Raw genomic sequence first — 23,319 nt, 5'->3', positions numbered from 1 at the left:
GTCTCCCCATGCGAGAGTAGGACACTGCCAGGCATCAATTAAGCCAAGAGGCCATCCGCAAGGATGGCCTTTTTGCTGTGTGCGAAAGAAAAAAATTACGCAGCTACGCTGCGCTTTTCAACCAATCCACGATGAAATCAGCAATACATTCTGGGTTATTGAGATCCAACAACCTAACCTTTTCAGTGATTAACCGATCGCTGGCAACGGCGATAACAAACTCATCCAACATATCTTCAAGTGGCCTGCCTATCTCTTCACGATAGATAATGATCTTGCTGACAGGCTCATGTTTAAACCCCTCGACGAGAATGAGGTCGACCTTGGTGCGATCAAAACGACTGGCCAGATACTGAAGATCCAGGGGCGGCTGTTCTGGTGTTTCGGTCATTAATGCCCAACGGCGATCGCTGGCGACCAATGTTTGATTGGCACCGGCTTTGCGCAGTTCATAACTGTCTTTTCCTGGCGTATCCACATCCATATCATGATGCGTATGCTTTATCAGTCCGACACGGATTTCCCGCTGCTTTAATAAAGGAATCAATTGCTTAAGTAGTGAGGTTTTACCTGTTCCGCTGTAAGCGGCAATAGCCAGTAACGGGGGAAAAGAATTATTCATTGGTGAGTCCTTTTTCCTGCAGCCAACGCTGGCAATCTTCCTGAGTATTCAAATTATGGAATGCCGCTTGCTGGCCTTCGAAGGTTATTTTCCCTGCACCTACCGCATCCAGGAACAACATCAATTTGCGTTCTCCGCGTGCCAGATAAGCGGCTAACTGAGGTACCAGGCTGGTGTGCAGCAGTGCCAGGGTTGGATGTGCCCGCTCCCCATCGCTGGCATAGGCGGCCAAAGCCTGGCCCTTTTGCTGCCAGAGCTGTTCAACCAATGTCCTGGGAAAGTCGGGCACGTCGCAGGGTACAAAGGCGACCCACTCTGTCGTCGCGTGTTTTAGCCCTGCCAGCATGCCAGCTAGCGGCCCGGAAAAATCTGCTGTCAGATCGCTGATGACAGGCAGACCGCTTTCCCGATAACGTATCTGATTGCGATTGGCGCTAATTGCTATGTGGCCCACTTGCGGTCGTAGCCGAGAAAGTACGTATTGATATAGCGGTACGCCGGCAACGTGAACCAGGCCTTTATCTTCCCCGCCCATACGTGTTGCGCGCCCACCGGCTAAAATAATGCCGGTAATATCCTCGTGCATAATTATTATTCCGAATTTATGGCTAACGCCCTGATTGTAGCGCTAAAGCCGGTATGGCATCAGGATTTACCTTTATTGACAAGCTGGTTCTTTCACTGCGTTGGTAAGCCTGCTACTTTGTGTGTTTATTCATTCTAATGGACGATATTGCGATGAAAACGCACCGCGTAAACGAGCTGATTGAGCTGTTACAGCCAGCTTGGCAGGAAGATCCGGATCTTAACTTGATTCAGTTTTTGCAAAAGCTGGCAAAGGAAGCCGGTTTTCAGGGCAATCTGGACGAACTGAGTGATGATATCCTGATCTACCATCTGAAAATGCGCGGCAGCGCCGGCACTGAGCAGATCCCTGGCCTGAAGAAAGACTACGAAGAAGACTTTAAGACAGCATTACTGCGCGCCCGCGGCGTGATAAAGGATTAACATTCGTGCGGTACGGTGAACCCGTTGCTCGTGAAACCTGTCATTAATGCTACTATTTCTCATTCCCGGCACAGTGATGTCACCAAAAGAAACCGAATGTTGTTATGAACAACTCTGCTTTTAATTTTCAGACCCTGTCGCCCGACCTGATTATGGACGCGCTGGAAGGGATTGGCCTGCGGGTCGACTCCGGGCTAACCGCACTCAATAGCTATGAGAACCGCGTCTATCAGTTTATGGATGAAGATCGTCAGCGCTATGTGGTGAAGTTTTACCGGCCCGAGCGCTGGAGCGCGAAGCAAATTGGTGAAGAACACCAGTTTGCCCAAGATCTTGCTCTGGCGGAGATCCCCGCAGTTGCTCCTTTGCTCCTGCAAGGGCAAACATTGCATACGCACAGCGGTTTCTTTTTTACTGTCTTTCCCAGTGTTGGGGGGCGGCAGTATGAGATTGATAATCTCGATCAGCTGGAGTGGGTGGGGCGTTTCCTTGGGCGTATTCATCAGGTGGGCAGTGAAAGCCTGTTTGTTGAGCGCCCGACAATGGGCATTGAAGAGTACCTGACTGCACCGCGTGAGGTACTTGCTGGTTGTGAACTGTTGCCGAAGGCACAGCGAGAAAGCTTTCTGAAAGCGGCCGATACGCTGATTGAAGCGATTAAACAGTGTTGGCATTTGGACTGGCAGCCGCGTCGTTTGCACGGTGATTGCCACCCAGGCAATATTCTGTGGCGTGATGGCCCGCTGTTTGTTGATCTTGATGACGCACGTAATGGCCCGGCTATACAGGATTTGTGGATGCTGCTGCACGGAGAACGTCGCGATCGCTTGATGCAGTTAGATGTTCTGCTGGAGGCTTACTCAGAGTTCGCCGAGTTTGATCAAAGTGAATTGGCGTTGATCGAGCCGCTGCGTGCGATGCGTATGCTGTACTACTTGGCATGGGTCGCTCGCCGCTGGCAAGATCCTGCATTCCCTAAAAGTTTTCCGTGGATGGCGGAGTCTGATTTCTGGTTATCTCAGACGACGGCATTCACCGAGCAGGTTAAGCTGTTGCAGGAACCCCCTCTGCAGCTGATGCCAATGTATTGAAGCTTTAACACAATGGAGAGTTTAGTCTTATGAAGAAAATATGGTTGGCACTCGTTGGCATGGTAATGGCATTTAGTGCCTCGGCTGCGCAGTTTAGCGATGGCACTCAGTACGTAACCCTGGATAAGCCAGTGACCGGTGAACCTCAGGTGCTGGAGTTCTTTTCCTTCTATTGCCCGCATTGCTATCAGTTTGAGCAGGTTTATCACGTTTCTGAAAATGTGAAAAAAGCACTGCCTGCGGGCACCAAAATGACCAAATACCACGTTGAGTTCCTGGGGCCGCTGGGCAAACAGCTGACTCAGGCATGGGCCGTTGCAATGGCGCTGGGCGTGGAAGATAAAGTCAGCCCGTTGATGTTTGAAGCGGTGCAGAAGACTCAAACTGTGCAAACCCCGGACGATATCCGCAATGTATTTGTGAAAGCAGGTGTGAGTGCGGCGGATTATGACGGAGCATTGAACAGCTTCGTAGTTAAATCCCTGGTGGTTCAACAGGAGAAAGCCGCAGAAGATCTGCAACTGCGTGGCGTCCCGGCTGTATTTGTTAACGGTAAATACATGGTTAAAAACGATGGTCTGGACACCAGTTCGATGGATGCTTACGTGAAGCAATTCGCCGACGTGGTTAAATACCTCAGCCAGCAGAAGTAACCGAGATTAAACGTTAAAAAGCCGGCTTAGCCGGCTTTTTTTTTCTCTATTGCCGCTTCAATTTATCAAGCAGGCGATCTTTGTCCTGCCACAGGGTATTGAGCCAAAGTTGGAAACGTCGCTTGAACTGCTTGTCGTTGAAGTAATCCCCATGCAGGGTTTCATCGATTGGCAGCAGCTCAATTCTCACCACAATGCGTTTCAATCGACCGCATAACATATCCATAAACGGCCGCTCAGTATTATCCGGATAAAGTAGGGTGACGTTTAACACTTTATCGAACTGCTTACCTAATGCACTGAGTGTAAAAGCAATACCTGCGGCTTTAGGGGCCAGTAAATTGCGGTAGGGGGAATTGCTTTTAATTTTCTTGGCTTCAGTAAAACGCGAACCCTCTACAAAATTGACGATAGTGGTCGGACGTTTACGAAACTTCTCGCAAGAACGGCGTGTGGTTTCGATGTCATTGCCGCGCTTTTCAGGGTGCTTGAGTAAATAGCCACGCGAGTAGCGTTTCATGAATGGCATATCCAGCGCCCAGCAGGCCAGGCCGACAAAGGGTACCCAGGCTAGCTGTTGCTTAAGAAAGTATTTATTCATGGGAATATGGTTACGGAACAACACGCAGAGCACCACAATATCCGACCAGCTTTCGTGATTACTGATCAGCAGATACCAGTTTTTACGTTGCAGCCCTTCCAGCCCTTCAATATCCCAACGCAGTTGCCCGTTAATTCGCAATAGCAGTGCCAACCCTACACACCAGCACCACATCATAAAATCGGCAAAGGCTGAGATGCGTTTCCACACGGCAGGAAAGGGCACCAGGAGTTTAATGATGCCGGCCAGTGTGATTGGGATCGAACACAGTACGGTCACCAAAATGGCGAGCAGGGCAGAAAGTATAAAAATAACAGGGGATAACAATCTTGGCATGGTTATGGGCTGACGGTTGATGAGAACAGCGTTACATGCCGGTATGCATGAACAAAAAAATATTTTAACAGAAATTAAAGAGGGAAAGTGCCTGTTAACCGTAACTGTTTTATCGCGGAAGAAATAGGCAGTTGCTGCGTTTTCGTGCAACCTTTTCATCTTGTGCTATGGTAATTGAGGCGCCAAATTTGATGAATAGTGCGATTAAAATTGAGTGCAAGTTATATCCACAAATCGTGTAAAAGTCGATAATCACTCCTAACGAAAATAGCGCCATTTAACGCAGTGATTTAAATAGGAATTTTATTTCCCATTATAACGATAAACGCATCGTTATAATTTATTGTCTTTTCTATGCACAAAGTTATCCACAGGTAGGATCTTGCGGATCGCTTCGCAGAATCACATGATTTTTATCCTTAATGCACGCTAAGGTTCGTCTCAGGCGGCCAGCTATGGCATTCTTACCGCTATGTCCGATCACGATAAAGATAAAGTAACGCTATGGCCCAGATTGCAGAAAACCCATTAATCCTGGTTGACGGTTCCTCGTACCTCTACCGCGCTTATCATGCCTTCCCTCCGCTGACTAACTCTGCGGGTGAACCGACCGGGGCAATGTACGGCGTGCTGAATATGCTGCGCAGCCTGCTGTTGCAGTATCAGCCAAGCCATGTTGCGGTGGTGTTTGATGCGAAAGGAAAAACTTTCCGCGATGAGCTCTTCGCAGAATATAAATCGCACCGGCCACCGATGCCGGACGATCTGCGCGCGCAAATTGAGCCGCTGCACAAAATGGTCAAGGCCATGGGGTTACCGCTGCTGGTCACGCCTGGCGTGGAAGCAGACGACGTGATAGGTACGCTGGCACAGCAAGCCGAAAAAGCGGGTCATGCGGTGCTGATCAGCACCGGTGATAAAGACATGGCGCAGCTGGTCACACCGAATGTCACCCTGATCAACACAATGAACAATACGATCCTTGGCCCACAGGAAGTGTGCGACAAGTATGGCATTCCTCCAGAGTTGATCATCGACTTCCTGGCGCTGATGGGGGATGCCTCGGATAACATACCTGGTGTGCCTGGTGTGGGCGAGAAAACGGCTCAGGGGCTGTTGCAGGGGCTTGGTGGGCTGGATGTGCTGTATGCCAATCTGGACAGTATTGCGACGCTCAGTTTCCGTGGCGCCAAGACGATGGCGGCCAAGCTGGAACAACACAAAGAGATGGCCTACCTCTCCTACAAGCTAGCGACCATCAAGACTGACGTCGAGCTGGATCTCACCTGCGCCGATCTCGAAGTGTCTTCGTTAGACGTAGACGCGTTGCAACAGTTGTTCAAACAGTACGAATTTAAACGCTGGCTGGCAGATGTTGAGGCCGGTATCTGGCTGGAAGGTAAAAAGAGGACTGGCGTGAAAGCCGCCAGTGCGCCAAAGGCCATTGCGGCAGTTGAAAAAGAGCCTGCCGAAGCGACGTTGTCGCAAGAGGGCTATGTCACCATTTTGGATGAAGACACGTTCGCCGAGTGGCTGGAAAAACTTAAAAAAGCTGACGTGTTTGCCTTTGATACTGAAACCGATGGCCTGGACACACTGACCGCAAATCTGATCGGCCTGTCGTTTGCTATTGCCCCGGGTGAAGCGGCTTATCTGCCCGTGGCGCATGACTATCTTGATGCGCCAGTGCAGTTGGACCGCGACCATGTGTTGGCCACTCTGAAGCCGTTACTGGAAGATGAGAAAGCGCTGAAAGTCGGGCAAAACCTGAAGTTTGATATGGGCCTGTTGGCACGTTATGACATCAGTCTGCGTGGCATTGCCTTCGACACCATGCTGGAATCCTACGTGCTGGACAGCGTGGGAGGCCGTCACGACATGGACAGCTTGTCCGATCGCTATCTTGGTCATAAAACTGTGACCTTCGAAGAGATTGCCGGTAAGGGTAAAAAACAACTTACCTTCAATCAAATCGCATTGGAGCAGGCGGCACCTTACGCTGCCGAAGATGCCGACGTCACGCTGCAGTTGCATTTGGCAATGTGGCCACAGTTGCAGGAAAGCGCAGAACTGTTGACGGTATTCAATGAGATAGAAATGCCGCTGTTGCCGGTGTTATCACATATAGAACGGACCGGGGTGCTGATTGATCAGAGTATTTTGGCTACGCATTCTATCGAACTGACCAAGCGCTTGGCTGAATTGGAGATTCAAGCCCATGAACTGGCGGAAGAGCCATTCAATCTGGCGTCGACCAAACAGTTGCAGGCCATTTTGTACGAAAAACAAAAGCTGCCGGTATTGAAGAAAACCCCGGGTGGTGCGCCGTCGACCAACGAAGAAGTATTGGCGGAATTGGCACTGGATTACCCGTTACCGAAGGTGATTCTGGAATACCGTGGGTTGGCAAAACTGAAAACGACCTATACCGATAAATTGCCACTGATGATCAATCCGGTCAGTGGGCGCGTGCATACTTCCTATCATCAAGCGGTGACGGCGACAGGGCGGCTATCTTCCAGTGATCCGAACCTGCAGAATATTCCGGTGCGTAACGACGAAGGGCGCCGCATCCGTCAGGCATTTATTGCCCCAGAAGGTTACCGTATCGTTGCTGCCGACTATTCTCAGATTGAACTGCGCATTATGGCCCATTTGTCTCAGGATGAAGGGTTACTGAAGGCTTTTGCGGCTGGCGAGGACATCCACCGTGCCACCGCCGCAGAGGTGTTTGGCCTGCCACTCGACAAAGTGACTAACGAACAGCGTCGCAGTGCGAAGGCGATTAACTTTGGCCTGATTTATGGGATGAGCGCATTTGGTCTGGCGCGTCAGTTAGGGATCCCTCGTGGTGAAGCTCAGCGTTACATGGATCTCTACTTTGAGCGCTATCCAGGTGTACTGGACTACATGGAGCGTACTCGCCAACAGGCGGCCAGTCAGGGTTACGTCAGTACGCTGGATGGTCGCCGGCTGTATCTGCCAGATGTAAACTCCAGCAACGGCATGCGTCGTAAGGCGGCGGAGCGCGCGGCGATTAACGCCCCAATGCAGGGGACCGCCGCGGATATTATCAAACGCGCGATGATTGAAGTGGATGCCTGGTTGCAAGCCCAAGAGAAACCGCTGGTACGTATGATCATGCAGGTACACGATGAATTGGTGTTCGAGGTGCATGAGTCGGTGATTGAAGAATCCAGCCAGCATATTCGCGAGCTGATGGAAAATAGCATGATGCTGGCAGTGCCGCTGAAGGTGGACGTAGGCGTGGGTGCTAACTGGGATGAAGCTCACTGATCATGTTGAGGTTCGCCAGCCATATCCACCTTGGATCTGCTAACTGGCGATAACCTAAGCAGTTTTTGTAATTAAGCTACAAGAAACGGCGATTGTTTCTCCAACCTCGCCGTTATTACGCGCTAAACTGTGTAAGTAAACTACAAAAAATTCTTTTGCACTGCGAAAAAATCATGTAAAGTTACTCGCGTAGGGTACAGAGGTAAGATGTTCTATCTTTCAGACCTTTTACTTCACGTAATCGGATTTGGCTGAATATTTAGCCGCCCCAGTCAGTATTGACTGGGGCGTTTTTTATTGTAAAAACAAAATAAAACCATCGTTTTCTCTTATCTCCCTCACCCTATTCTGCTTCAACAAATCTTCTGTAATTGCCCGTTTTTCTTACTCTTCACATTAAATCGCTATAAGAATTTATGATGGCTTTTGGTCATAACTGTAATTAGATAACGAAAAATGCCTGAGCTCACAGGTTTTTGAGCATAAAAAAAGCCGATGTGTTTTCACATCGGCTATTGCGGTACCTGCGGTATTTTATTCGCCAGCGGTGTCGTCATCTTCTGGCAGCACTTCCGGTGGGATCTCGTTAAACCAGGTATTCAGTTTTTGGCTCAGCTTGTCGACGCCGATTTTTTTCGGTGAAGAGAAAGCTTCAACCTGGATATCGCCCATAAATGGCACGACGGCTTCACGTACCATATTGAGTTGTGCCTTACGCGCACCGGATGCCAACTTGTCTGCCTTGGTCAGCAGAACCAGTACCGGAGTGCCTACATCGACGGCCCACTGAATCATCTGCTGGTCGAGGTCTTTTAATGGGTGACGGATATCCATCAGCACCACCAGACCTTTCAGGCAGTTGCGCATTTGTAGGTATTCACCCAAAGCACGCTGCCATTTGCGTTTCATTTCTTCAGGCACTTCCGCGTAGCCGTAGCCGGGCAGGTCGACGAGGCGAATGCCTTCTTCAACCTCGAACAGGTTGATCAGCTGCGTACGTCCCGGCGTTTTACTGGTACGCGCCAGGCTTTTCTGGTTGGTCAGTGTATTTAACGCGCTGGATTTACCGGCGTTGGAACGGCCGGCGAACGCGACTTCAATACCTTCATCCCCCGGCAGGTGGCGAATATCGGGCGCACTGGTGACGAAATGGGTCACATGGTAATTGTAATTCTTGCTGGTCAAAATTTTTCGTCTCCGTGAGGATGGCTAACTGGTTGGCGATTATAACTGCATCAGCGGTAAAAATGGTGTGTTTCTCTGTTTTTAAGCGCCAAGCTAGCAGGGCATGGCTGTGGGGCCTGCTCACACGTGTGAGACATTCGCCATTCGAATAGTGGGTAATGTCGCTTTATTCGAAAGCTGTTTTTTTTATTTTAATTAAAAAACAAAAAGTTAATTATCTGCTGCATTCTTCGATATGCCAATTACACGGCAGATGCCTTGAGCGTAAGCGTTGATCGCGTAAAGTGGCTTTTAGCACAAGGCTGTGCCGGATTAAGGAACATCCAGGAAGGGTGATAAATCTCATGGAGAGCACGGGGCGTGCTGATGAGTACCAGGAAGAACACAGAAGGAATTGATCTGTTTGCATCTGAATATGCAAATAGCACAAGGATGGTGAAGTCACTGCAATTGGGATGCCAGCAGGAAGCACGCTCAGGATGAGCGAATGCGTACGGATTGCGCCATGGACGATTTTCCTTTCAGGATGAAGGATGTAGTGTGGCAGGGAATGCGGTTATAGCAAAAGGAAAGACCAGGATGTTGAGTGTGCGCAGGGATCGCGTAGCAGGAATATCCTTCGAAAGAAGGGGTAAATAGGCGGCGGGTTTAACCTGCCGCCTTTTTTCTTTGTTCGCTTTCTGCTAGATTCCGCCGCAATCGTATAGCATCTATCTCTATACTGAATCTACATACCTAAGAGCATACGCTATGAACCAGCCATCAAAAGCACCTCGCGCCCCACGCAGCAGCGCGGCGACGTCGAAAACCAAAAAGAAAAGCCGTGTGGAGCTCGATCAGGAAGCCCGTGAACGCAAGCGTGCAAAAAAACGCCGTGGTCTTGCTTCCGGTTCTCGCACCCAGGTTGAGTCCGCGAAGACGAAAAATAAAGCAGGGGCAGAAACCAAAGATCCGCGCATTGGCAGTAAAGTGCCGGTAGCGCTGGTGGTTGAAGCCCAGCCAAAAGCCAAACCGCAGGCAAAACCAAAAGCTGAAGCGAAACCTAAACCTCGTCTGTCGCCGGAAGAAGAATTGGCGAAGTTGGAAAATGATGAACGTCTGGATGCACTGCTGGATCGCATTGATGACGGTGAGACGCTGAATGCTGAAGATCAGTCCTACGTTGATCAGACACTGGACCGTATCGATGCCCTGATGGAGCAGCTGGGTATTGAGTTGGGCGACGACGATGAAGAAGAAGAAGAGAAGCGGGAAGATATCCTTAAACTGCTGAAAGGCGGTAACCCAAAAGACGTAATTTAACGCGTCATGTGGTTGATCCTGACAATAGCCCTACTCTTGATGTGTTATCTGCTGTGGTTATTCGGTAAACTATGGCGGCTGTCTAAACGTAAATCACGTTACCGCAGCGCTTCCGCGGCCAGACAGCGTAGACAACTGCCCATTTCCCGGCCCGGTAGGAAAAAATATCGGAAGGAGTGAGCATGTCAGAACAGGCAATTGTCTGGGATCTGGCCCTGATCCAGAAATATAACTATTCAGGGCCGCGTTACACCTCATACCCCACAGCGCTGGAGTTTAACCAGGACTACGACGAAGCGGCGTTTCAACGCGCCGCGGTGCGTTATCCTGAGCGCTCTCTGTCGCTGTATGTACATATCCCTTTCTGCCACAAGCTCTGCTATTTCTGTGGCTGTAATAAGCTGGTGACGCGTCAGACACACAAGGCGGATGAGTATCTGGCGGTGCTGGCACAGGAGATCGCCCAGCGCGCCCCCCTGTTTGCCGGGCGTAAGGTTGGCCAGTTACACTGGGGCGGCGGCACACCGACCTACCTAAGCAAAACGCAAATCAGCACGCTGGTAGCGCTGTTACGGCAACACTTTGATTTTCTCCCCGATCTTGAAATGTCGATCGAAGTCGATCCGCGTGAGATTGAGCTGGATGTGCTCGATCATTTACGCAGCGAGGGCTTTAACCGTCTGAGCATGGGTGTGCAGGACTTCAATAAAGACGTGCAGCGGTTGGTGAACCGCGAGCAGGATGAAGCCTTCATCTTTGCGCTGATTGCCCGCGCTAAAGCGCTAGGCTTTAATTCCACCAATATCGATCTGATCTATGGATTGCCAAAGCAGACACCAGAGAGCTTTGCTTACACCCTGCAGCGGGTGGCAGAGCTAAATCCGGATCGTCTGAGCGTATTTAACTACGCTCATATGCCGAATTTATTCGCGGCCCAGCGCAAAATCAAAGACGTGGATTTGCCGACGGCACAGCAGAAGCTGGATATCCTGCAACAGACCATCGCCTCCCTGACCGAATCGGGTTACCAGTTTATTGGCATGGACCACTTTGCACGCCCAGATGATGAACTGGCGGTGGCGCAACGTGAAGGAAAGCTACACCGTAATTTCCAGGGGTATACCACCCAGGGCGACAGTGATCTCTTGGGGCTGGGGGTTTCGGCCATCAGCATGCTGGGTGACAGCTATGCGCAGAACCAGAAAGAGCTGAAAACCTATTACAGCCGCGTTGAAGCGCAGGGCAATGCACTGTGGCGCGGCCTGGCTATGACGGAAGACGATTGTTTGCGGCGTGAGGTGATCAAAACGTTGATTTGTAACTTTAAGCTGGACTACCTGGCAATAGAACAGCCGTTCGGCATCAGTTTCGCCAGCTATTTTGCTGAAGATTTGCAACTGCTGGCACCGTTTGAACGTGACGGGTTGGTGGAACGCAACGAGCAGGGTATCCGTGTTACGCCACGTGGCCGGTTACTGATCCGCAATATCTGCATGTGCTTTGATATCTACCTGCGTCAGCAGGCGCGCACGCAGCAATTCTCTCGGGTTATTTGAGGAATAAAAAAACAGCCGCATTAGCGGCTGTTTTTTCGATTAACTATTTAACTCAAAAAATTAATCAGTGCTGCGCACAGCACCGCAGCCACGGCTGCCTGTGGCGTGTGGCTGGCAGCGGAGCCAAGCGCTGCACCTTGGGAAATGAATGCGACAAATGAGTCCAGCATCGAGAGCCTCCAGAGTGTGCGCTTCGATCATACTGCTGCCTTACTGGCTGTAAAGCCTGACATAGCGGTTTTTTTGTGCGCCAGATTGCGTTTTCTATAATCAATCACGCAAACTATTCCATTCCCAACTCTTTTAATTTACGCGTTAACGTATTGCGGCCCCAGCCCAGCAAACGTGCGGCCTCCTGCTTATGCCCTTGGGTATGACGCAGTGCCGTGGTGAGCAGCGTGCGTTCCATTTCAGGCTGTGCTTCTGACAGCAAGTTTTGATGACCGGAGCGCAGTGCGCGGTCGGCCCACTGTGCCAGCAATGTGGCCCAGCTGTCTGGCAGACTGTGGCTGGTGGTTTCTGGCGCAGAGGTCTCAAACAACTCACTCGGCAGATCCTGAATCAGCACCTCTTGCCCGGCGGCCATCACGGTTAACCAGCGGCAGGTGTTCTCCAATTGACGCACGTTGCCTGGCCACGGCAGACGAGTCAGAGCCGTTTCGGTCTCTGGATGCAAATTCTTCGCCTCAACGCCCAGCTCTTTTGCTGCCACCTGCAGGAAGTAGCGCGCCAGGCGCGGAATGTCCTCACGACGCTCACGCAACGGCGGCAGGTGTACACGTATCACATTGAGACGATGGAACAGATCCTCACGGAATTTGCCTTCTTGTACGCGTAATTCCAGGTTCTGGTGTGTCGCGGCGATGATACGAACGTCTACCTTAACCGGGGCATAACCGCCGACCCGATAGAATTGGCCATCTGCCAGTACCCGCAGCAAACGGGTTTGAACATCCAGCGGCATATCGCCGATTTCATCCAGGAACAAGGTTCCGCCGTCAGCCTGCTCAAAGCGGCCCTGACGGATCTGATTGGCACCGGTAAAGGCCCCCTTTTCGTGACCGAACAGTTCAGATTCGATCAGATCTTTGGGAATAGCGGCCATATTCAATGCGATAAAAGGCGATTTGACGCGCGGGCTGTGGCGGTGCAGAGCATGAGCCACCAGTTCTTTACCTGTGCCGGATTCACCGTTGATCAACACGCTGATCGACGAGCGTGATAGACGTCCGATAATACGGAACACATCCTGCATTGCCGGGGCTTCGCCGATAATATCCGCTACCGGATCGTTAGCTGGCTGGCTGCGCGCCGGCTGTTGTTGTTCCTGATAATGACTGATAGCACGTTCGACCAGTGCGACAGCTTCATCGATATCAAAAGGTTTTGGCAGGTAATCAAATGCCCCTTGTTGATATGCGCTGACAGCGGCGTCCAAATCCGAATGTGCCGTCATTATGATGACCGGAAGCATAGGGTGGCGCTGCTTTATCTGCTTGAGTAATGCAAGACCATCCATGCCGGGCATGCGGATGTCAGACAGCAACACGTCAGGTGTTTGCGTGGACAGGGCTTCCAACACCTCATTGCCACTCTCGAAGGTCACGCAGCTCACACCCGCCCCAGTGAGTGCGCGTTCAAGCACCCAGCGGATGGAGCTATCGTCATCGACGATCCAGACTATCCCTCGTTGCATAGAAAACCTCACTGACGAATAGGCAGGTACACCGAGAATTCGGTATGTCCTGGCCAACTGTTAAATTCAATTTTTCCGCAATGTTGATCAATAAGATTACGGGCGATGGATAAACCCAAGCCGGTTCCGCCTTCGCGGCCACTGACCATTGGGTAAAACAGCGTGTCTTGTAACTGCGCCGGCACGCCGGGGCCGTCATCCTCTATATCGATACGTGCTGCCAGCCGGTAACGACTGCCATGCAGGGTGATCTGGAACGCGGTGCGGGTACGCAGCGTGATGGTGCCGCCAGCCGGCCCCAGTGCCTGCAGAGCGTTACGGGTAATGTTCAGCAGAACCTGTTCGATTTGATCCGGATCGTGTGCCATTTCTGGCAGGCTGGGGTCGTAATCACGGACCAGCGTCACGTTATCGGGTTTCTCGAGAGCCACCAGTTGGCAAACGCGTTCTGCGACCTGATGAATACTTTGGGTAATGTGCTGGCCAGGCCGTTGTGGGCCCAGCAGGCGATCAACCAGGTTGCGCAGGCGGTCGGCCTGTTCAATGATGACCTTGGTGTATTCGGTCAGTGATGGATCAGGCAGCGCTTTGGCCAGCAACTGTGCCGCGCCCCGTAAACCACCCAATGGGTTTTTGATCTCGTGTGCGAGACCACGGACCAAATCACGCGCGGCAACTTGTTGTGCGTGTTGTAACTGTTCCTGACTCAGGCGGCGTTGGTTATCCATCGGCGCCAGCTCGACCAAGATGTAGCCTTCAGGCAGCGCCTGGGCGGTCAAAGAGAGGATGTGCGCACGCCCGTCAACCACCAGGGTCACTTCGTTATCGGTAAAGCCCTGACCGGCGTGCAGGCTCTCACGCATCAAATCGACGTTCAGTGAGAAGTAGCCGAGCAGATCGGGTAACGGCGTACCGAAAAGTTTACGGGAGCTCTGTGCCAGCAGTTGTTGTGCTGCCGGATTGGCGTAATGAACCGCCAGTGAGTCATCCAACAGCAGAATGCTGTTAATGAGCGAATTGAGGATCTGCCCTGCGTCGGGCAGCTTGCCAGTTGCCATATATGCCCTTCATCTTTCAAGACGCAGCGTTGTTGGCTGCTCTTACTCACACCAGTCACTTGGCAGACCAAGCTCCTGTCGGTTGGCTCGGTTGCCGCCTAGCTGCACCTTGAAATTCATTGGGCATAGCAGACGACTGCACCTTTTTAGTGCATTTATCCTACTCCATCCGTCATGTACGCGGTATGGAATAGTTTTGCAGAAAATATGGTGGAGAAAAAAACCCATCCGAAGATGGGCAGAAAGTTTCCACGGCAACAAAAAAGACAACTAAATCTGGGCGCCGTCCGCAGACGGCGCGGTAAAACTTAAACGCTGTAGTAGAGTTCGAATTCAACCGGGTGTGGCGTCATGCGAACACGATCCATTTCTTCTTTACGCAGGTCGATATAAGCGTCGATCGCGTCGTCGGTGAAGACGCCGCCACGGGTCAGGAACTCGCGGTCTTCGCTTAATGCAGCCAGCGCTTCATCCAGGGAGCCTGCAACTTTTGGAATTTCAGCTTCTTCTTCCGGTGGCAGGTCATACAGGTTTTTATCCATGGCATCGCCAGGGTGGATTTTATTAATCACACCGTCCAGGCCTGCCATCAGCAGAGCTGCGAAGCACAGGTATGGGTTAGCTGCTGGATCCGGGAAGCGAGCTTCGATACGACGCGCTTTCGGGCTAGCAACTACCGGAATACGGATAGAAGCGGAGCGGTTACGGGCTGAGTAAGCCAGCATGACCGGGGCTTCGTAGCCTGGGACCAGACGCTTGTAAGAGTTGGTGGTCGGGTTGGCCAGGGCATTGATTGCTTTAGCATGCTTGATGATACCGCCGATATAGAACAGGGCAGTTTCAGACAGGCCGCCGTATTTGTCGCCAGCGAACAGGTTCGTGCCGTTCTTGGACAGAGACATGTGGCAGTGCATACCAGAACCGTTATCACCGAACATTGGCTTCGGCATGAAGGTCGCTGTTTTACCAAATGCGTGAGCCACGTTGTGAACCACGTATTTGTAGATTTGGATTTCGTCAGCTTTTTTGGTCATGGTGTTGAAGCGGGTTGCCACTTCGTTCTGACCTGCAGTTGCCACTTCATGGTGGTGCGCTTCAACAACCAGACCCATTTCTTCCATGGTCAAACACATGGTAGAACGGATGTCTTGTGAAGAGTCGACCGGAGGAACTGGGAAGTAGCCGCCTTTCACTGCCGGACGGTGGCCTTTGTTGCCGCCATCGTATTGGGTGCCTGAGTTCCATGCGCCTTCGATATCGTCGATAGCCACGTGGGAACCACGGATGCTGCTGCCGAAACGAATGTCATCGAACAGGAAGAATTCTGGCTCTGGCCCGAACAATACGGTGTCCGCAATGCCGGATGAACGCAGGAAGTCTTCTGCACGCTTGGAAATGGAGCGTGGGTCACGGTCATAGCCTTGCATGGTGCCTGGCTCAAGGATGTCGCAACGAATAATCAGGGTAGATTCTTCGAAGAACGGGTCCAATACCGCCGTGCTGGCGTCTGGCATCAGCACCATGTCAGATTCGTTGATACCTTTCCAACCGCCGATCGAGGAGCCGTCAAACATTTTACCTTCTTCGAAGAAGTCGGCATTCACCTGGTGAGCAGGGATGGTGACGTGTTGTTCTTTACCCTTGGTGTCAGTGAAACGCAGGTCTACGAATTTCACTTCATGCTCATTCAGCATCGTCAAAACGTGTTCAGCGGACATACTTAACTCTCCCGGATTTATCATTGTCGTCGTCGTGGAACGAATCTGTGAAACTGGCTTTTTTTGCCTTGAAAAGACTAAAGCGAAAACTGTGCCAACTTTGCGAAAGCGTGTTAAACGCCTTTCTGTGCGGGTTTTGCACAGAATGAGTATGCACCATTAGTGACGTATTGCACTTAAATGGTGCAATCAGTGCGAGGTGGGGCACTGTAATGGTGCAAAAGTGCACCAGATGATGCTTTTTGCACCGTGAAAGGGATCACATACTGACCTGTACACAGTTGTTTATAAGAGACTGTTGTGATCTTGTTTAGTCCCTCGCTTAATACGTGTACAATAGCGCGCTATTTCTAATGCCTGAGGCAAAGCTGTGATCGAAAATTTGCGTAACATCGCCATTATTGCCCACGTTGACCATGGTAAAACCACCCTGGTTGATAAGCTGCTGCAACAATCCGGTACTTTCGGAGAGCGTGTAGAAGCCACCGAACGCGTAATGGACTCCAACGATTTGGAGAAAGAGCGTGGGATTACCATCCTCGCAAAAAACACCGCCATTAATTGGAAAGACTACCGCATCAACATCGTGGATACCCCAGGACACGCCGACTTCGGCGGTGAGGTTGAGCGTGTGATGTCAATGGTTGACTCGGTGCTGCTGGTTGTGGACGCAATGGATGGCCCAATGCCGCAAACCCGCTTTGTGACCAAAAAAGCGTTTGCTAATGGTCTGAAGCCGATCGTGGTAATCAACAAGGTTGACCGTCCAGGCGCACGTCCTGATTGGGTTGTTGATCAGGTCTTCGACCTGTTCGTTAACCTCGACGCGACCGACGAGCAGCTCGACTTCCCAATCATCTATGCTTCTGCACTGATGGGGATCGCGGGTACTGACCACAATGAGATGGCGGAAGACATGACCCCGCTGTATCAAGCGATCGTGGACCACGTGTCTGCACCGCAGGTTGAGCTCGAAGCACCGTTCCAGATGCAGATCTCTCAGCTGGACTACAACAACTACCTGGGCGTGATCGGCATCGGCCGTATCAAGCGCGGTAAAGTGAAGCCAAACCAGCAGGTCACTATCATCGATAGCGAAGGTAAAACTCGCAGCGGTAAAGTGGGCAAAGTGCTGGGCCACATGGGTCTGGAGCGTATCGAGTCGACCCTGGCTGAAGCGGGCGACATCATCGCTATCACCGGTCTGGGCGAGCTGAACATTTCCGACACCATCTGTGACACCTCTGCAGTGGAAGCACTGCCAGCGCTGTCTGTCGATGAGCCAACCGTAACCATGTTCTTCAACGTCAACACCTCACCTTTCTGCGGTAAAGAAGGTAAGTTCGTGACTTCACGTCAAATCCTTGAGCGTCTGAACAAGGAATTGGTGCACAACGTTGCGTTGCGTGTTGAAGAAACTGAAGATGCTGACGCATTCCGCGTATCTGGCCGTGGTGAACTTCACCTGTCGGTTCTGATCGAAAACATGCGTCGTGAAGGTTTCGAACTGGCGGTATCCCGTCCGAAAGTTATCTTCCGTGAAATCGATGGTCGTAAACAAGAGCCGTTTGAGAACGTGACCTTGGACATCGAAGAACAGCACCAGGGTTCAGTCATGCAAGCCATGGGTGAGCGTAAAGCTGACCTGAAAAACATGGATCCAGACGGTAAAGGCCGTGTGCGTCTCGACTACGTGATCCCAAGCCGTGGCTTGATTGGCTTCCGTAACGAGTTCATGACCATGACCTCTGGTACCGGTCTGCTGTACTCCACCTTCAGCCACTACGACGATGTGCGTCCGGGTGAAGTTGGCCAGCGCCAGAACGGCGTGCTGATCTCTAACGGCCAAGGCAAAGCGGTAGCATTCGCCCTGTTTGGTCTGCAAGATCGCGGCAAGTTGTTCCTGGGCCACGGTGCGGAAGTGTATGAAGGCCAGATCATCGGTATTCACTCACGTTCTAACGACCTGACAGTGAACTGCTTGACCGGTAAGAAGCTGACCAACATGCGTGCTTCTGGTACTGACGAAGCAACTACCCTGGTCCCAGCTATCAAGATGACCCTGGAGCAAGCTCTGGAGTTCATCGATGATGACGAACTGGTAGAAGTGACGCCAACCTCGATCCGTATCCGTAAGCGTCACCTGACGGAAAACGATCGTAAACGTGCAAGCCGCGGTCCTAAAGACGCTTAATCGCTGATTTAGTCTGCAACACTTAGGGCGCGTCCAGCGCCCTGAGTTTTTTCCTCTGTCTTTTCTCATTTCTGCCGCGTGCTATACGCTTTTCCTCCTGCTCTCTATTCAGCCTCTGTTTTTCCCGCTACAGTAAAATCTCACCGGCCCATCAGGAGAGGACTATGCTGTATATCTTTGATTTAGGTAATGTGATCGTCGATATCGATTTCAAACGTGTACTGGGTGTATGGAGCAATTTAAGTGGTACGCCGCTGGCCGTATTGTCTGAGCGTTTCACTATGGGCGAACTGTTCCAACAGCATGAGCGTGGTGAGATCAGCGACGAAGACTTTGCTGAACGGCTGAGTGATGAAATGGGTGTCGCCCTCAGTTTTGAACAATTTGCTACCGGCTGGCAGGCGGTGTTTGTTGCACTGCGCCCGGAAGTGATCGACATCATGAAGCGCCTGCGCAGTGAAGGCCATCGGGTCGTCGTCTTGTCAAATACCAACCGTTTGCACTGCAACTATTGGCCACAGCACTACCCTCAGGTTGCTGAAGCTGCCGATCATCTGTACTTGTCGCAGGACATCGGCATGCGTAAACCGGATGCCAACATCTATCTGCATGTACTCAACGCAGAAAATACTGCACCCGATCAGGCCGTATTTTTTGATGACGTGGAGGCGAATGTGGCAGCGGCTGAAGCGCTAGGGATTCAGGTCGTACACGTTACCGATCGTGACGTGGTGCCTGCGTATTTTGCCCAATGACCACGAAGCGTTAAGCTTAAGGCGTATATGCCTGTCGTCTTTCAAGCCGCAGTGTTGTTTGCTGCACGTACTTACCCCGGTGACTTATTAAGGTAAGGCTCTGGGGATCCCTACGCTTGCTGCCTGGCTGCAACTTGAAACCCATCGGGTAAAAAACTGACATCAAGGGGTACCCATGTCATTTTTCCGCCGTAAGAAGCTGCCTTCTGCGATCAAACCTAGCGTCACCTTTGGGCGGTTGTTGATTAAACGCATCGACAGTGATGGACTTACCATGCTGGCGGGTCACTTGGCTTACGTCTCTTTGTTGTCACTGGTACCCCTTGTGACGGTGGTGTTCGCGTTGTTTGCCGCATTCCCGATGTTCTCTGACATTAGCGTCCAACTGAAAAGCTTTATCTTCTCTAACTTTATGCCCGCTGCCGGCAATATCATTCAAAGTTATTTGGAGCAGTTTGTCGCCAATTCCAACAAGATGACGGCCGTCGGTACCTGTGGGCTGATTGTCACTGCATTGTTGCTGATTTCTTCGGTAGACAGCGTGCTGAACACCATCTGGCGCAGCAAGAACCAGCGGCCGATAGTCTTCTCCTTTGCTGTGTATTGGATGGTGCTAACCCTGGGGCCACTGTTGGTTGGCGCCAGCATGGCCATCAGTTCTTATCTGTTGTCACTCAACTGGTTGGCGCAGACCGGGGTCAACAGCCTGGTGGATCAGGTGCTGCGTATTTTCCCGTTGATCCTGTCGTGGATATCGTTCTGGCTGCTGTATTGCATCGTGCCGACGGTACGCGTGCCACCTAAAGATGCGCTGATTGGCGCGCTGGTCGCGGGGCTGCTGTTTGAGTTGGGCAAAAAGGGGTTTGCCCTGTATGTCACCATGTTCCCGTCTTATCAGTTGATCTATGGCGTGCTGGCCGTGATCCCCATTTTATTCCTGTGGGTCTACTGGAGCTGGTGTATCGTGTTACTTGGCGCGGAAATCACAGTGACAATAGGGGAATACCGCGACTACCGCCAACAGAAGGCGGAACAACAGGATCAGCCACCAGAAGGGCAGTTATGATTGCGTTAATTCAACGGGTGTTAAATGCCAGCGTTACGGTCGATGGACAGACGGTAGGCAACATAGGCCCCGGTTTGTTAGTGTTATTGGGCGTGGAGCAGGATGATAACGAACAGAAAGCCGTGCGCCTGTGTGAACGTGTGTTGGGGTACCGCATCTTTGGCGATGAGAACGACAAGATGAATCTCAATGTCCAACAGGCAGGAGGTAGCCTGTTGGTCGTGTCGCAGTTCACGTTGGTGGCGGACACGCAAAAGGGCATGCGTCCGAGCTTCTCACGCGGTGCGGTACCGCAGGAAGCCGATCGGTTATACCAATATTTTGTTGGCCAGTGCCGTGAGCGCGGTATAGAAACCCAAACCGGTGAATTTGCGGCCGACATGAAAGTCGCGCTGGTGAATGACGGGCCGGTGACGTTTTGGCTTCAAGTCTAAGAGTGTTGGGAGAGAAGGCGTCTATGTATCACCTACGAGTACCGGTAACAGAACAAGAACTGAAGGATTATTACCAGTTCCGCTGGGAAATGCTGCGCAAGCCGCTGCACCAGCCGGTGGGGTCGGAAAAGGATGCCTATGACGCCATGGCGCATCACCAAATGGTGGTGGACGAAGGCGGTAAAATTGTCGCTATCGGGCGGTTGTATATCAACGCCGATAATGAGGCAGCCATTCGTTTTCTGGCTGTCGATCCCACGGTGCAGGACAAAGGCTTGGGGACGCTGGTGGCCATGACCCTGGAGTCGGTTGCGCGCCAGGAAAGTGTGAAGCGTGTGGTCTGTAGCGCCCGTGAGGACGCGGTGGATTTCTTTGCCAAACTTGGCTTTGTTAATCAGGGTGAGATTACCGCACCGCAAACCACGCCGATTCGCCACTTTCTGATGATTAAACCCGTGGCGACGCTGGACGATATTTTGCATCGCCCGGATTGGTGCGGCCAGTTGCAGCAAGCCTGGTACGATCATATTCCGCTTAGCGAGAAGATGGGGGTGCGCATCAGTCAATATACTGGCCAGCGTTTTGTCACCACCATGCCAGAGATTGGCAACCAGAACCCGCACCATACGCTGTTTGCCGGCAGCCTGTTTTCCCTTGCTACGCTGACGGCCTGGGGGCTGATCTGGTTGTTACTGCGTGAACGCCATCTGGGTGGCACCATTATTCTGGCGGATGCTCATATCCGTTACAGCAAACCTATCACCGGCCGACCGCGAGCGGTGGCGGACCTTAGCTCATTGAGCGGTGATCTGGCGCGTTTGGCACGCGGTCGCCGTGCGCGCGTACAGGCAGAAGTTCATCTGTTTGGTGACGATGACCGAGGTGCGGTGTTTGAGGGTACTTACATGGTATTGCCTGCCGAACCCGAAGTGCCCCTGGATCAGGGGGGATGCGAGGCAATAGATAATTGATATTGTGGCCCTCTCAACGCAACCCAGAGAGGGCCAATCAACCATTAAGGCAGTTGCTGGTTCACCGTCTGGCCGTCGCGGGCGGTAGCTTGCAAATGGCCCTGCAATGAAGCCTTAAACGGTCCATCGCTGTTCAACAAGCCTTTCAACTGTAGTTGCAGATTACCGTCACCCTCCAGTGGAACAGGTTGCCATCCCCATTGCTGCAGAGTATTTACCGGTACTGAACGCCCATTCAGCGATAGCGCAAAGGGTTTGCCCGGTAGCTGTTCTATGGTGGCTTTGGCTTCCAGTAGCCCCTGCGGCATAAAAGCGCTGAGATCGGTAACGTTGATCTGCCCGTCATTGGCGTTCAGAGCCAGTGATGGACGGCGAACGTCGATCTTATTGAAGGTGGCTTCACTGCCGTTCAGGTTGAGTGTACCGGACCAGATGCCCCATTGGTGGTCGCGTGCCAACAGCAGATTGCTGCCGTAACCGTCCAGTGCGGTTACCTGGAATGGGAAGGCAGGGTTGATATCGATGATCAGATTGCGGTTGGTGGTCAACTTACTGACGTATACCTCTGCCAACCAGTGTGGCAGCGGTTGCAACCACAGTGCACGCCAGTTACTCGGTAAGGTGTACTCCAGTGCGGCGACAGCCACTTCATCCAGTTGCAGACGGTTGTTGGTACGCAGCCAATTGCCGGAGGTGCGCAACAGCCCGCCTTCCCAGCGGGTGGTGAACTGCTGAATAGCGATGCCAGCGGGTGAGAGTCGCATATTCATGATCGGATCAATCAGGTGGACGCCACCGTTGATCAGGTCACTGGCGTTGAAGTTGAGCGAGCCGTCCGGGCTGCTCCAGTCGCCTTGTTGGAAGGTGACGTTTTGCAGCGACAGGTCGAGATCGTTGAATGCCCACTCTTTTCCTTCCAGCCGCGCATCGATCAAATCAAAACGTTTAAGTGTGATTGGCGGCATGGCGGTGAAGCGCTGCCAGAACTGCTCCAGCGTGAGTGGCGTCTGTAAACGCACGCCGCTCAGACGCAGTCGTTCCACCTGCCAACTGCCGTCGGCACCCCGAGTGGCTACCCCCGTCAAATCACCTTGCGCCAGATCGGCACCGAAGTCGCTGAGCTGCAACTGATTCTGTTTAAGTTCGCCCTGCACCAAGACTTTTGAGGCGGGGATGCCGTTGAGTGTCATTGAGCCCGCACTGAACTGGAACTGATTATCTTCACCCAATGGGTGGCCCGCTTTGGGTTGCCATGGTGTGATGCCAGCATTGACTTGTTGCGCGTTGAGCTGCCAGGTTTCATCGTTGGATTGCAGCGCCATATTGCTCAGTTGCAATACATCGGCCCGTAGTGGCAATGCTGCATCTTGCTGTTGGAGGTTAAGCGTACCGTCGCGCAACGTGACGCTATGGAAATAACGGGGCTCGGTAATTTGGCGCAGGCTGAGACCGAGATCCAGACGTTTGGCGACCAGCGCTTGTGGTCCATTCTTTTTCGCCAACTGAACGTCTTCCAGGCTGATTTGGCCCGGTTGGTTCCATGAGTGGGAGAGCTTCGTCACCGAGAGGCGATATTCGCTGTGATCGCTGACCCAGCGGCTTAACCAGCTGGCAGCCCAGCGGGTTTGCCCGATGACGTACAGCAACGCAATGGCAAGCACTACCAGCAGTAGCAACGTCAGCAACAGTTTCCCGATAAATTTCATCGTCTACATCCGCGTCGGTCAAAAAAGATACCCTGTTTATGCCGTAATTAGCCGGGCATCTCAAGTGCAA

21 protein-coding genes are annotated in these 23,319 nt (G+C 52.0%); 12 read left to right on the top strand and 9 right to left on the bottom strand.

From position 1 onward, the window contains the following. Positions 1 to 103: 103 nt before the first annotated feature. Together mobB and mobA are read right to left on the bottom strand one after the other, a co-directional pair. Positions 104 to 622, bottom strand: coding sequence for a molybdopterin-guanine dinucleotide biosynthesis protein MobB (gene mobB, locus AC2FC2_RS22055; protein WP_490659908.1), 519 nt, complete (start codon positions 620 to 622; stop codon positions 104 to 106). After that, a complete protein-coding gene (gene mobA, locus AC2FC2_RS22050) occupies positions 615 to 1,208 on the bottom strand; it encodes a molybdenum cofactor guanylyltransferase MobA (protein WP_490659907.1) in 594 nt (197 codons plus the stop codon). Before mobA ends, mobB begins: the two co-directional genes overlap by 8 nt. Positions 1,209 to 1,360: 152 nt before the next feature. Here mobA and AC2FC2_RS22045 point away from each other — a divergent pair, with 152 nt between their 5' ends. From AC2FC2_RS22045 to dsbA, 3 genes are all read left to right on the top strand, one after another. Then, positions 1,361 to 1,630 (top strand): YihD family protein, encoded by a 270-nt coding sequence (locus AC2FC2_RS22045; RefSeq protein ID WP_265556785.1) that lies wholly within the window; start codon positions 1,361 to 1,363, stop codon positions 1,628 to 1,630. Between the two features lie 104 nt (positions 1,631 to 1,734). Then, positions 1,735 to 2,721 carry a serine/threonine protein kinase gene (locus AC2FC2_RS22040; protein ID WP_265556784.1) on the top strand — a complete coding sequence of 329 codons (987 nt, stop codon included), beginning with the start codon at positions 1,735 to 1,737 and terminating at the stop codon, positions 2,719 to 2,721. A 29-nt stretch (positions 2,722 to 2,750) separates the two neighbouring features. After that, positions 2,751 to 3,374, top strand: coding sequence for a thiol:disulfide interchange protein DsbA (dsbA, locus tag AC2FC2_RS22035; RefSeq protein ID WP_037421819.1), 624 nt, complete (start codon positions 2,751 to 2,753; stop codon positions 3,372 to 3,374). Between the two features lie 46 nt (positions 3,375 to 3,420). Here the strand turns inward: dsbA and yihG are convergent, their stop codons facing one another. After that, on the bottom strand, positions 3,421 to 4,311 hold the full coding sequence (gene yihG, locus AC2FC2_RS22030; protein WP_209640209.1) for a 1-acylglycerol-3-phosphate O-acyltransferase, YihG family: 891 nt from the start codon (positions 4,309 to 4,311) through the stop codon (positions 3,421 to 3,423). Between the two features lie 504 nt (positions 4,312 to 4,815). Here yihG and polA point away from each other — a divergent pair. Beyond that, positions 4,816 to 7,608: a DNA polymerase I gene (gene polA, locus AC2FC2_RS22025; protein WP_490659906.1), complete on the top strand. Its 2,793-nt coding sequence runs from the start codon at positions 4,816 to 4,818 to the stop codon at positions 7,606 to 7,608. Positions 7,609 to 7,815: 207 nt separating this feature from the next. After that, positions 7,816 to 7,863 carry a small protein SpfP gene (gene spfP / locus AC2FC2_RS22020; protein ID WP_071892919.1) on the top strand — a complete coding sequence of 16 codons (48 nt, stop codon included), beginning with the start codon at positions 7,816 to 7,818 and terminating at the stop codon, positions 7,861 to 7,863. 279 nt (positions 7,864 to 8,142) lie between these two features. Here spfP and yihA read toward each other — a convergent pair whose 3' ends face one another. Beyond that, the gene (gene yihA / locus AC2FC2_RS22015) at positions 8,143 to 8,793 is read right to left on the bottom strand and encodes a ribosome biogenesis GTP-binding protein YihA/YsxC (protein ID WP_209640203.1); all 651 of its coding nucleotides are present in this window, start codon (positions 8,791 to 8,793) and stop codon (positions 8,143 to 8,145) included. A gap of 750 nt (positions 8,794 to 9,543) precedes the next feature. Here yihA and yihI point away from each other — a divergent pair. Beyond that, positions 9,544 to 10,095 (top strand): Der GTPase-activating protein YihI, encoded by a 552-nt coding sequence (gene yihI, locus AC2FC2_RS22010; protein WP_490659905.1) that lies wholly within the window; start codon positions 9,544 to 9,546, stop codon positions 10,093 to 10,095. 182 nt (positions 10,096 to 10,277) lie between these two features. Further along, positions 10,278 to 11,651 (top strand): oxygen-independent coproporphyrinogen III oxidase, encoded by a 1,374-nt coding sequence (hemN, locus tag AC2FC2_RS22005; protein WP_402322230.1) that lies wholly within the window; start codon positions 10,278 to 10,280, stop codon positions 11,649 to 11,651. Between the two features lie 47 nt (positions 11,652 to 11,698). Here hemN and AC2FC2_RS22000 read toward each other — a convergent pair whose 3' ends face one another. The 4 genes from AC2FC2_RS22000 to glnA form a co-directional block, all read right to left on the bottom strand. Continuing rightward, on the bottom strand, positions 11,699 to 11,821 hold the full coding sequence (locus AC2FC2_RS22000) for a YshB family small membrane protein (protein ID WP_209640194.1): 123 nt from the start codon (positions 11,819 to 11,821) through the stop codon (positions 11,699 to 11,701). A gap of 113 nt (positions 11,822 to 11,934) precedes the next feature. Then, positions 11,935 to 13,347, bottom strand: coding sequence for a nitrogen regulation protein NR(I) (glnG, locus tag AC2FC2_RS21995; protein ID WP_265556780.1), 1,413 nt, complete (start codon positions 13,345 to 13,347; stop codon positions 11,935 to 11,937). An 8-nt stretch (positions 13,348 to 13,355) separates the two neighbouring features. Continuing rightward, positions 13,356 to 14,405 carry a nitrogen regulation protein NR(II) gene (gene glnL / locus AC2FC2_RS21990; RefSeq protein WP_265556779.1) on the bottom strand — a complete coding sequence of 350 codons (1,050 nt, stop codon included), beginning with the start codon at positions 14,403 to 14,405 and terminating at the stop codon, positions 13,356 to 13,358. 308 nt (positions 14,406 to 14,713) lie between these two features. Further along, complete coding sequence (glnA, locus tag AC2FC2_RS21985) at positions 14,714 to 16,123, bottom strand: glutamate--ammonia ligase (RefSeq protein ID WP_020837667.1); 1,410 nt, start codon at positions 16,121 to 16,123, stop codon at positions 14,714 to 14,716. A gap of 370 nt (positions 16,124 to 16,493) precedes the next feature. On the opposite strand from glnA, the gene typA reads away from it, so the two are divergent. The 5 genes from typA to fabY all read left to right on the top strand — a co-directional run bounded on the left by typA (position 16,494) and on the right by fabY (position 21,543). Next, positions 16,494 to 18,317 carry a ribosome-dependent GTPase TypA gene (gene typA / locus AC2FC2_RS21980; RefSeq protein ID WP_037421790.1) on the top strand — a complete coding sequence of 608 codons (1,824 nt, stop codon included), beginning with the start codon at positions 16,494 to 16,496 and terminating at the stop codon, positions 18,315 to 18,317. A gap of 164 nt (positions 18,318 to 18,481) precedes the next feature. Further along, positions 18,482 to 19,072: a glucose-1-phosphatase gene (gene yihX / locus AC2FC2_RS21975; RefSeq protein ID WP_490659904.1), complete on the top strand. Its 591-nt coding sequence runs from the start codon at positions 18,482 to 18,484 to the stop codon at positions 19,070 to 19,072. Positions 19,073 to 19,247: 175 nt separating this feature from the next. Then, on the top strand, positions 19,248 to 20,138 hold the full coding sequence (locus AC2FC2_RS21970) for a virulence factor BrkB family protein (RefSeq protein WP_490659903.1): 891 nt from the start codon (positions 19,248 to 19,250) through the stop codon (positions 20,136 to 20,138). Next, on the top strand, positions 20,135 to 20,572 hold the full coding sequence (dtd, locus tag AC2FC2_RS21965; RefSeq protein ID WP_209640179.1) for a D-aminoacyl-tRNA deacylase: 438 nt from the start codon (positions 20,135 to 20,137) through the stop codon (positions 20,570 to 20,572). The genes AC2FC2_RS21970 and dtd overlap by 4 nt, the downstream gene beginning before the upstream one ends. 23 nt (positions 20,573 to 20,595) lie before the next feature. Beyond that, on the top strand, positions 20,596 to 21,543 hold the full coding sequence (gene fabY / locus AC2FC2_RS21960; protein ID WP_209640176.1) for a fatty acid biosynthesis protein FabY: 948 nt from the start codon (positions 20,596 to 20,598) through the stop codon (positions 21,541 to 21,543). A gap of 44 nt (positions 21,544 to 21,587) precedes the next feature. On the opposite strand, the gene AC2FC2_RS21955 is transcribed toward fabY, so the two are convergent. Then, positions 21,588 to 23,249: an AsmA family protein gene (locus tag AC2FC2_RS21955; RefSeq protein WP_209640173.1), complete on the bottom strand. Its 1,662-nt coding sequence runs from the start codon at positions 23,247 to 23,249 to the stop codon at positions 21,588 to 21,590. Positions 23,250 to 23,319 lie beyond the last annotated feature (70 nt).

Source organism: Serratia sp. CoH_122_TC_1 (assembly GCF_058191755.1).
The sequence above is the reverse complement of the archived record's forward strand: the minus strand, read 5'-3'. Positions and strand labels throughout refer to the sequence as shown.

What these genes read in the sequence shown, in the direction of transcription:
- yihI (WP_490659905.1), top strand. Translation starts at nt 9,544, where the DNA reads ATGAACCAGCCATCAAAAGCACCTCGCGCCCCACGCAGCAGCGCGGCG.
- dtd (WP_209640179.1), top strand. Translation starts at nt 20,135, where the DNA reads ATGATTGCGTTAATTCAACGGGTGTTAAATGCCAGCGTTACGGTCGAT.
- mobA (WP_490659907.1), bottom strand. Translation starts at nt 1,208, where the DNA reads ATGCACGAGGATATTACCGGCATTATTTTAGCCGGTGGGCGCGCAACA.
- AC2FC2_RS21955 (WP_209640173.1), bottom strand. Translation starts at nt 23,249, where the DNA reads ATGAAATTTATCGGGAAACTGTTGCTGACGTTGCTACTGCTGGTAGTG.
- glnG (WP_265556780.1), bottom strand. Translation starts at nt 13,347, where the DNA reads ATGCAACGAGGGATAGTCTGGATCGTCGATGACGATAGCTCCATCCGC.
- dsbA (WP_037421819.1), top strand. Translation starts at nt 2,751, where the DNA reads ATGAAGAAAATATGGTTGGCACTCGTTGGCATGGTAATGGCATTTAGT.
- yihX (WP_490659904.1), top strand. Translation starts at nt 18,482, where the DNA reads ATGCTGTATATCTTTGATTTAGGTAATGTGATCGTCGATATCGATTTC.
- AC2FC2_RS22045 (WP_265556785.1), top strand. Translation starts at nt 1,361, where the DNA reads ATGAAAACGCACCGCGTAAACGAGCTGATTGAGCTGTTACAGCCAGCT.
- AC2FC2_RS22040 (WP_265556784.1), top strand. Translation starts at nt 1,735, where the DNA reads ATGAACAACTCTGCTTTTAATTTTCAGACCCTGTCGCCCGACCTGATT.
- mobB (WP_490659908.1), bottom strand. Translation starts at nt 622, where the DNA reads ATGAATAATTCTTTTCCCCCGTTACTGGCTATTGCCGCTTACAGCGGA.
- yihG (WP_209640209.1), bottom strand. Translation starts at nt 4,311, where the DNA reads ATGCCAAGATTGTTATCCCCTGTTATTTTTATACTTTCTGCCCTGCTC.
- AC2FC2_RS22000 (WP_209640194.1), bottom strand. Translation starts at nt 11,821, where the DNA reads ATGCTGGACTCATTTGTCGCATTCATTTCCCAAGGTGCAGCGCTTGGC.
- fabY (WP_209640176.1), top strand. Translation starts at nt 20,596, where the DNA reads ATGTATCACCTACGAGTACCGGTAACAGAACAAGAACTGAAGGATTAT.
- glnA (WP_020837667.1), bottom strand. Translation starts at nt 16,123, where the DNA reads ATGTCCGCTGAACACGTTTTGACGATGCTGAATGAGCATGAAGTGAAA.
- polA (WP_490659906.1), top strand. Translation starts at nt 4,816, where the DNA reads ATGGCCCAGATTGCAGAAAACCCATTAATCCTGGTTGACGGTTCCTCG.
- glnL (WP_265556779.1), bottom strand. Translation starts at nt 14,405, where the DNA reads ATGGCAACTGGCAAGCTGCCCGACGCAGGGCAGATCCTCAATTCGCTC.
- AC2FC2_RS21970 (WP_490659903.1), top strand. Translation starts at nt 19,248, where the DNA reads ATGTCATTTTTCCGCCGTAAGAAGCTGCCTTCTGCGATCAAACCTAGC.
- hemN (WP_402322230.1), top strand. Translation starts at nt 10,278, where the DNA reads ATGTCAGAACAGGCAATTGTCTGGGATCTGGCCCTGATCCAGAAATAT.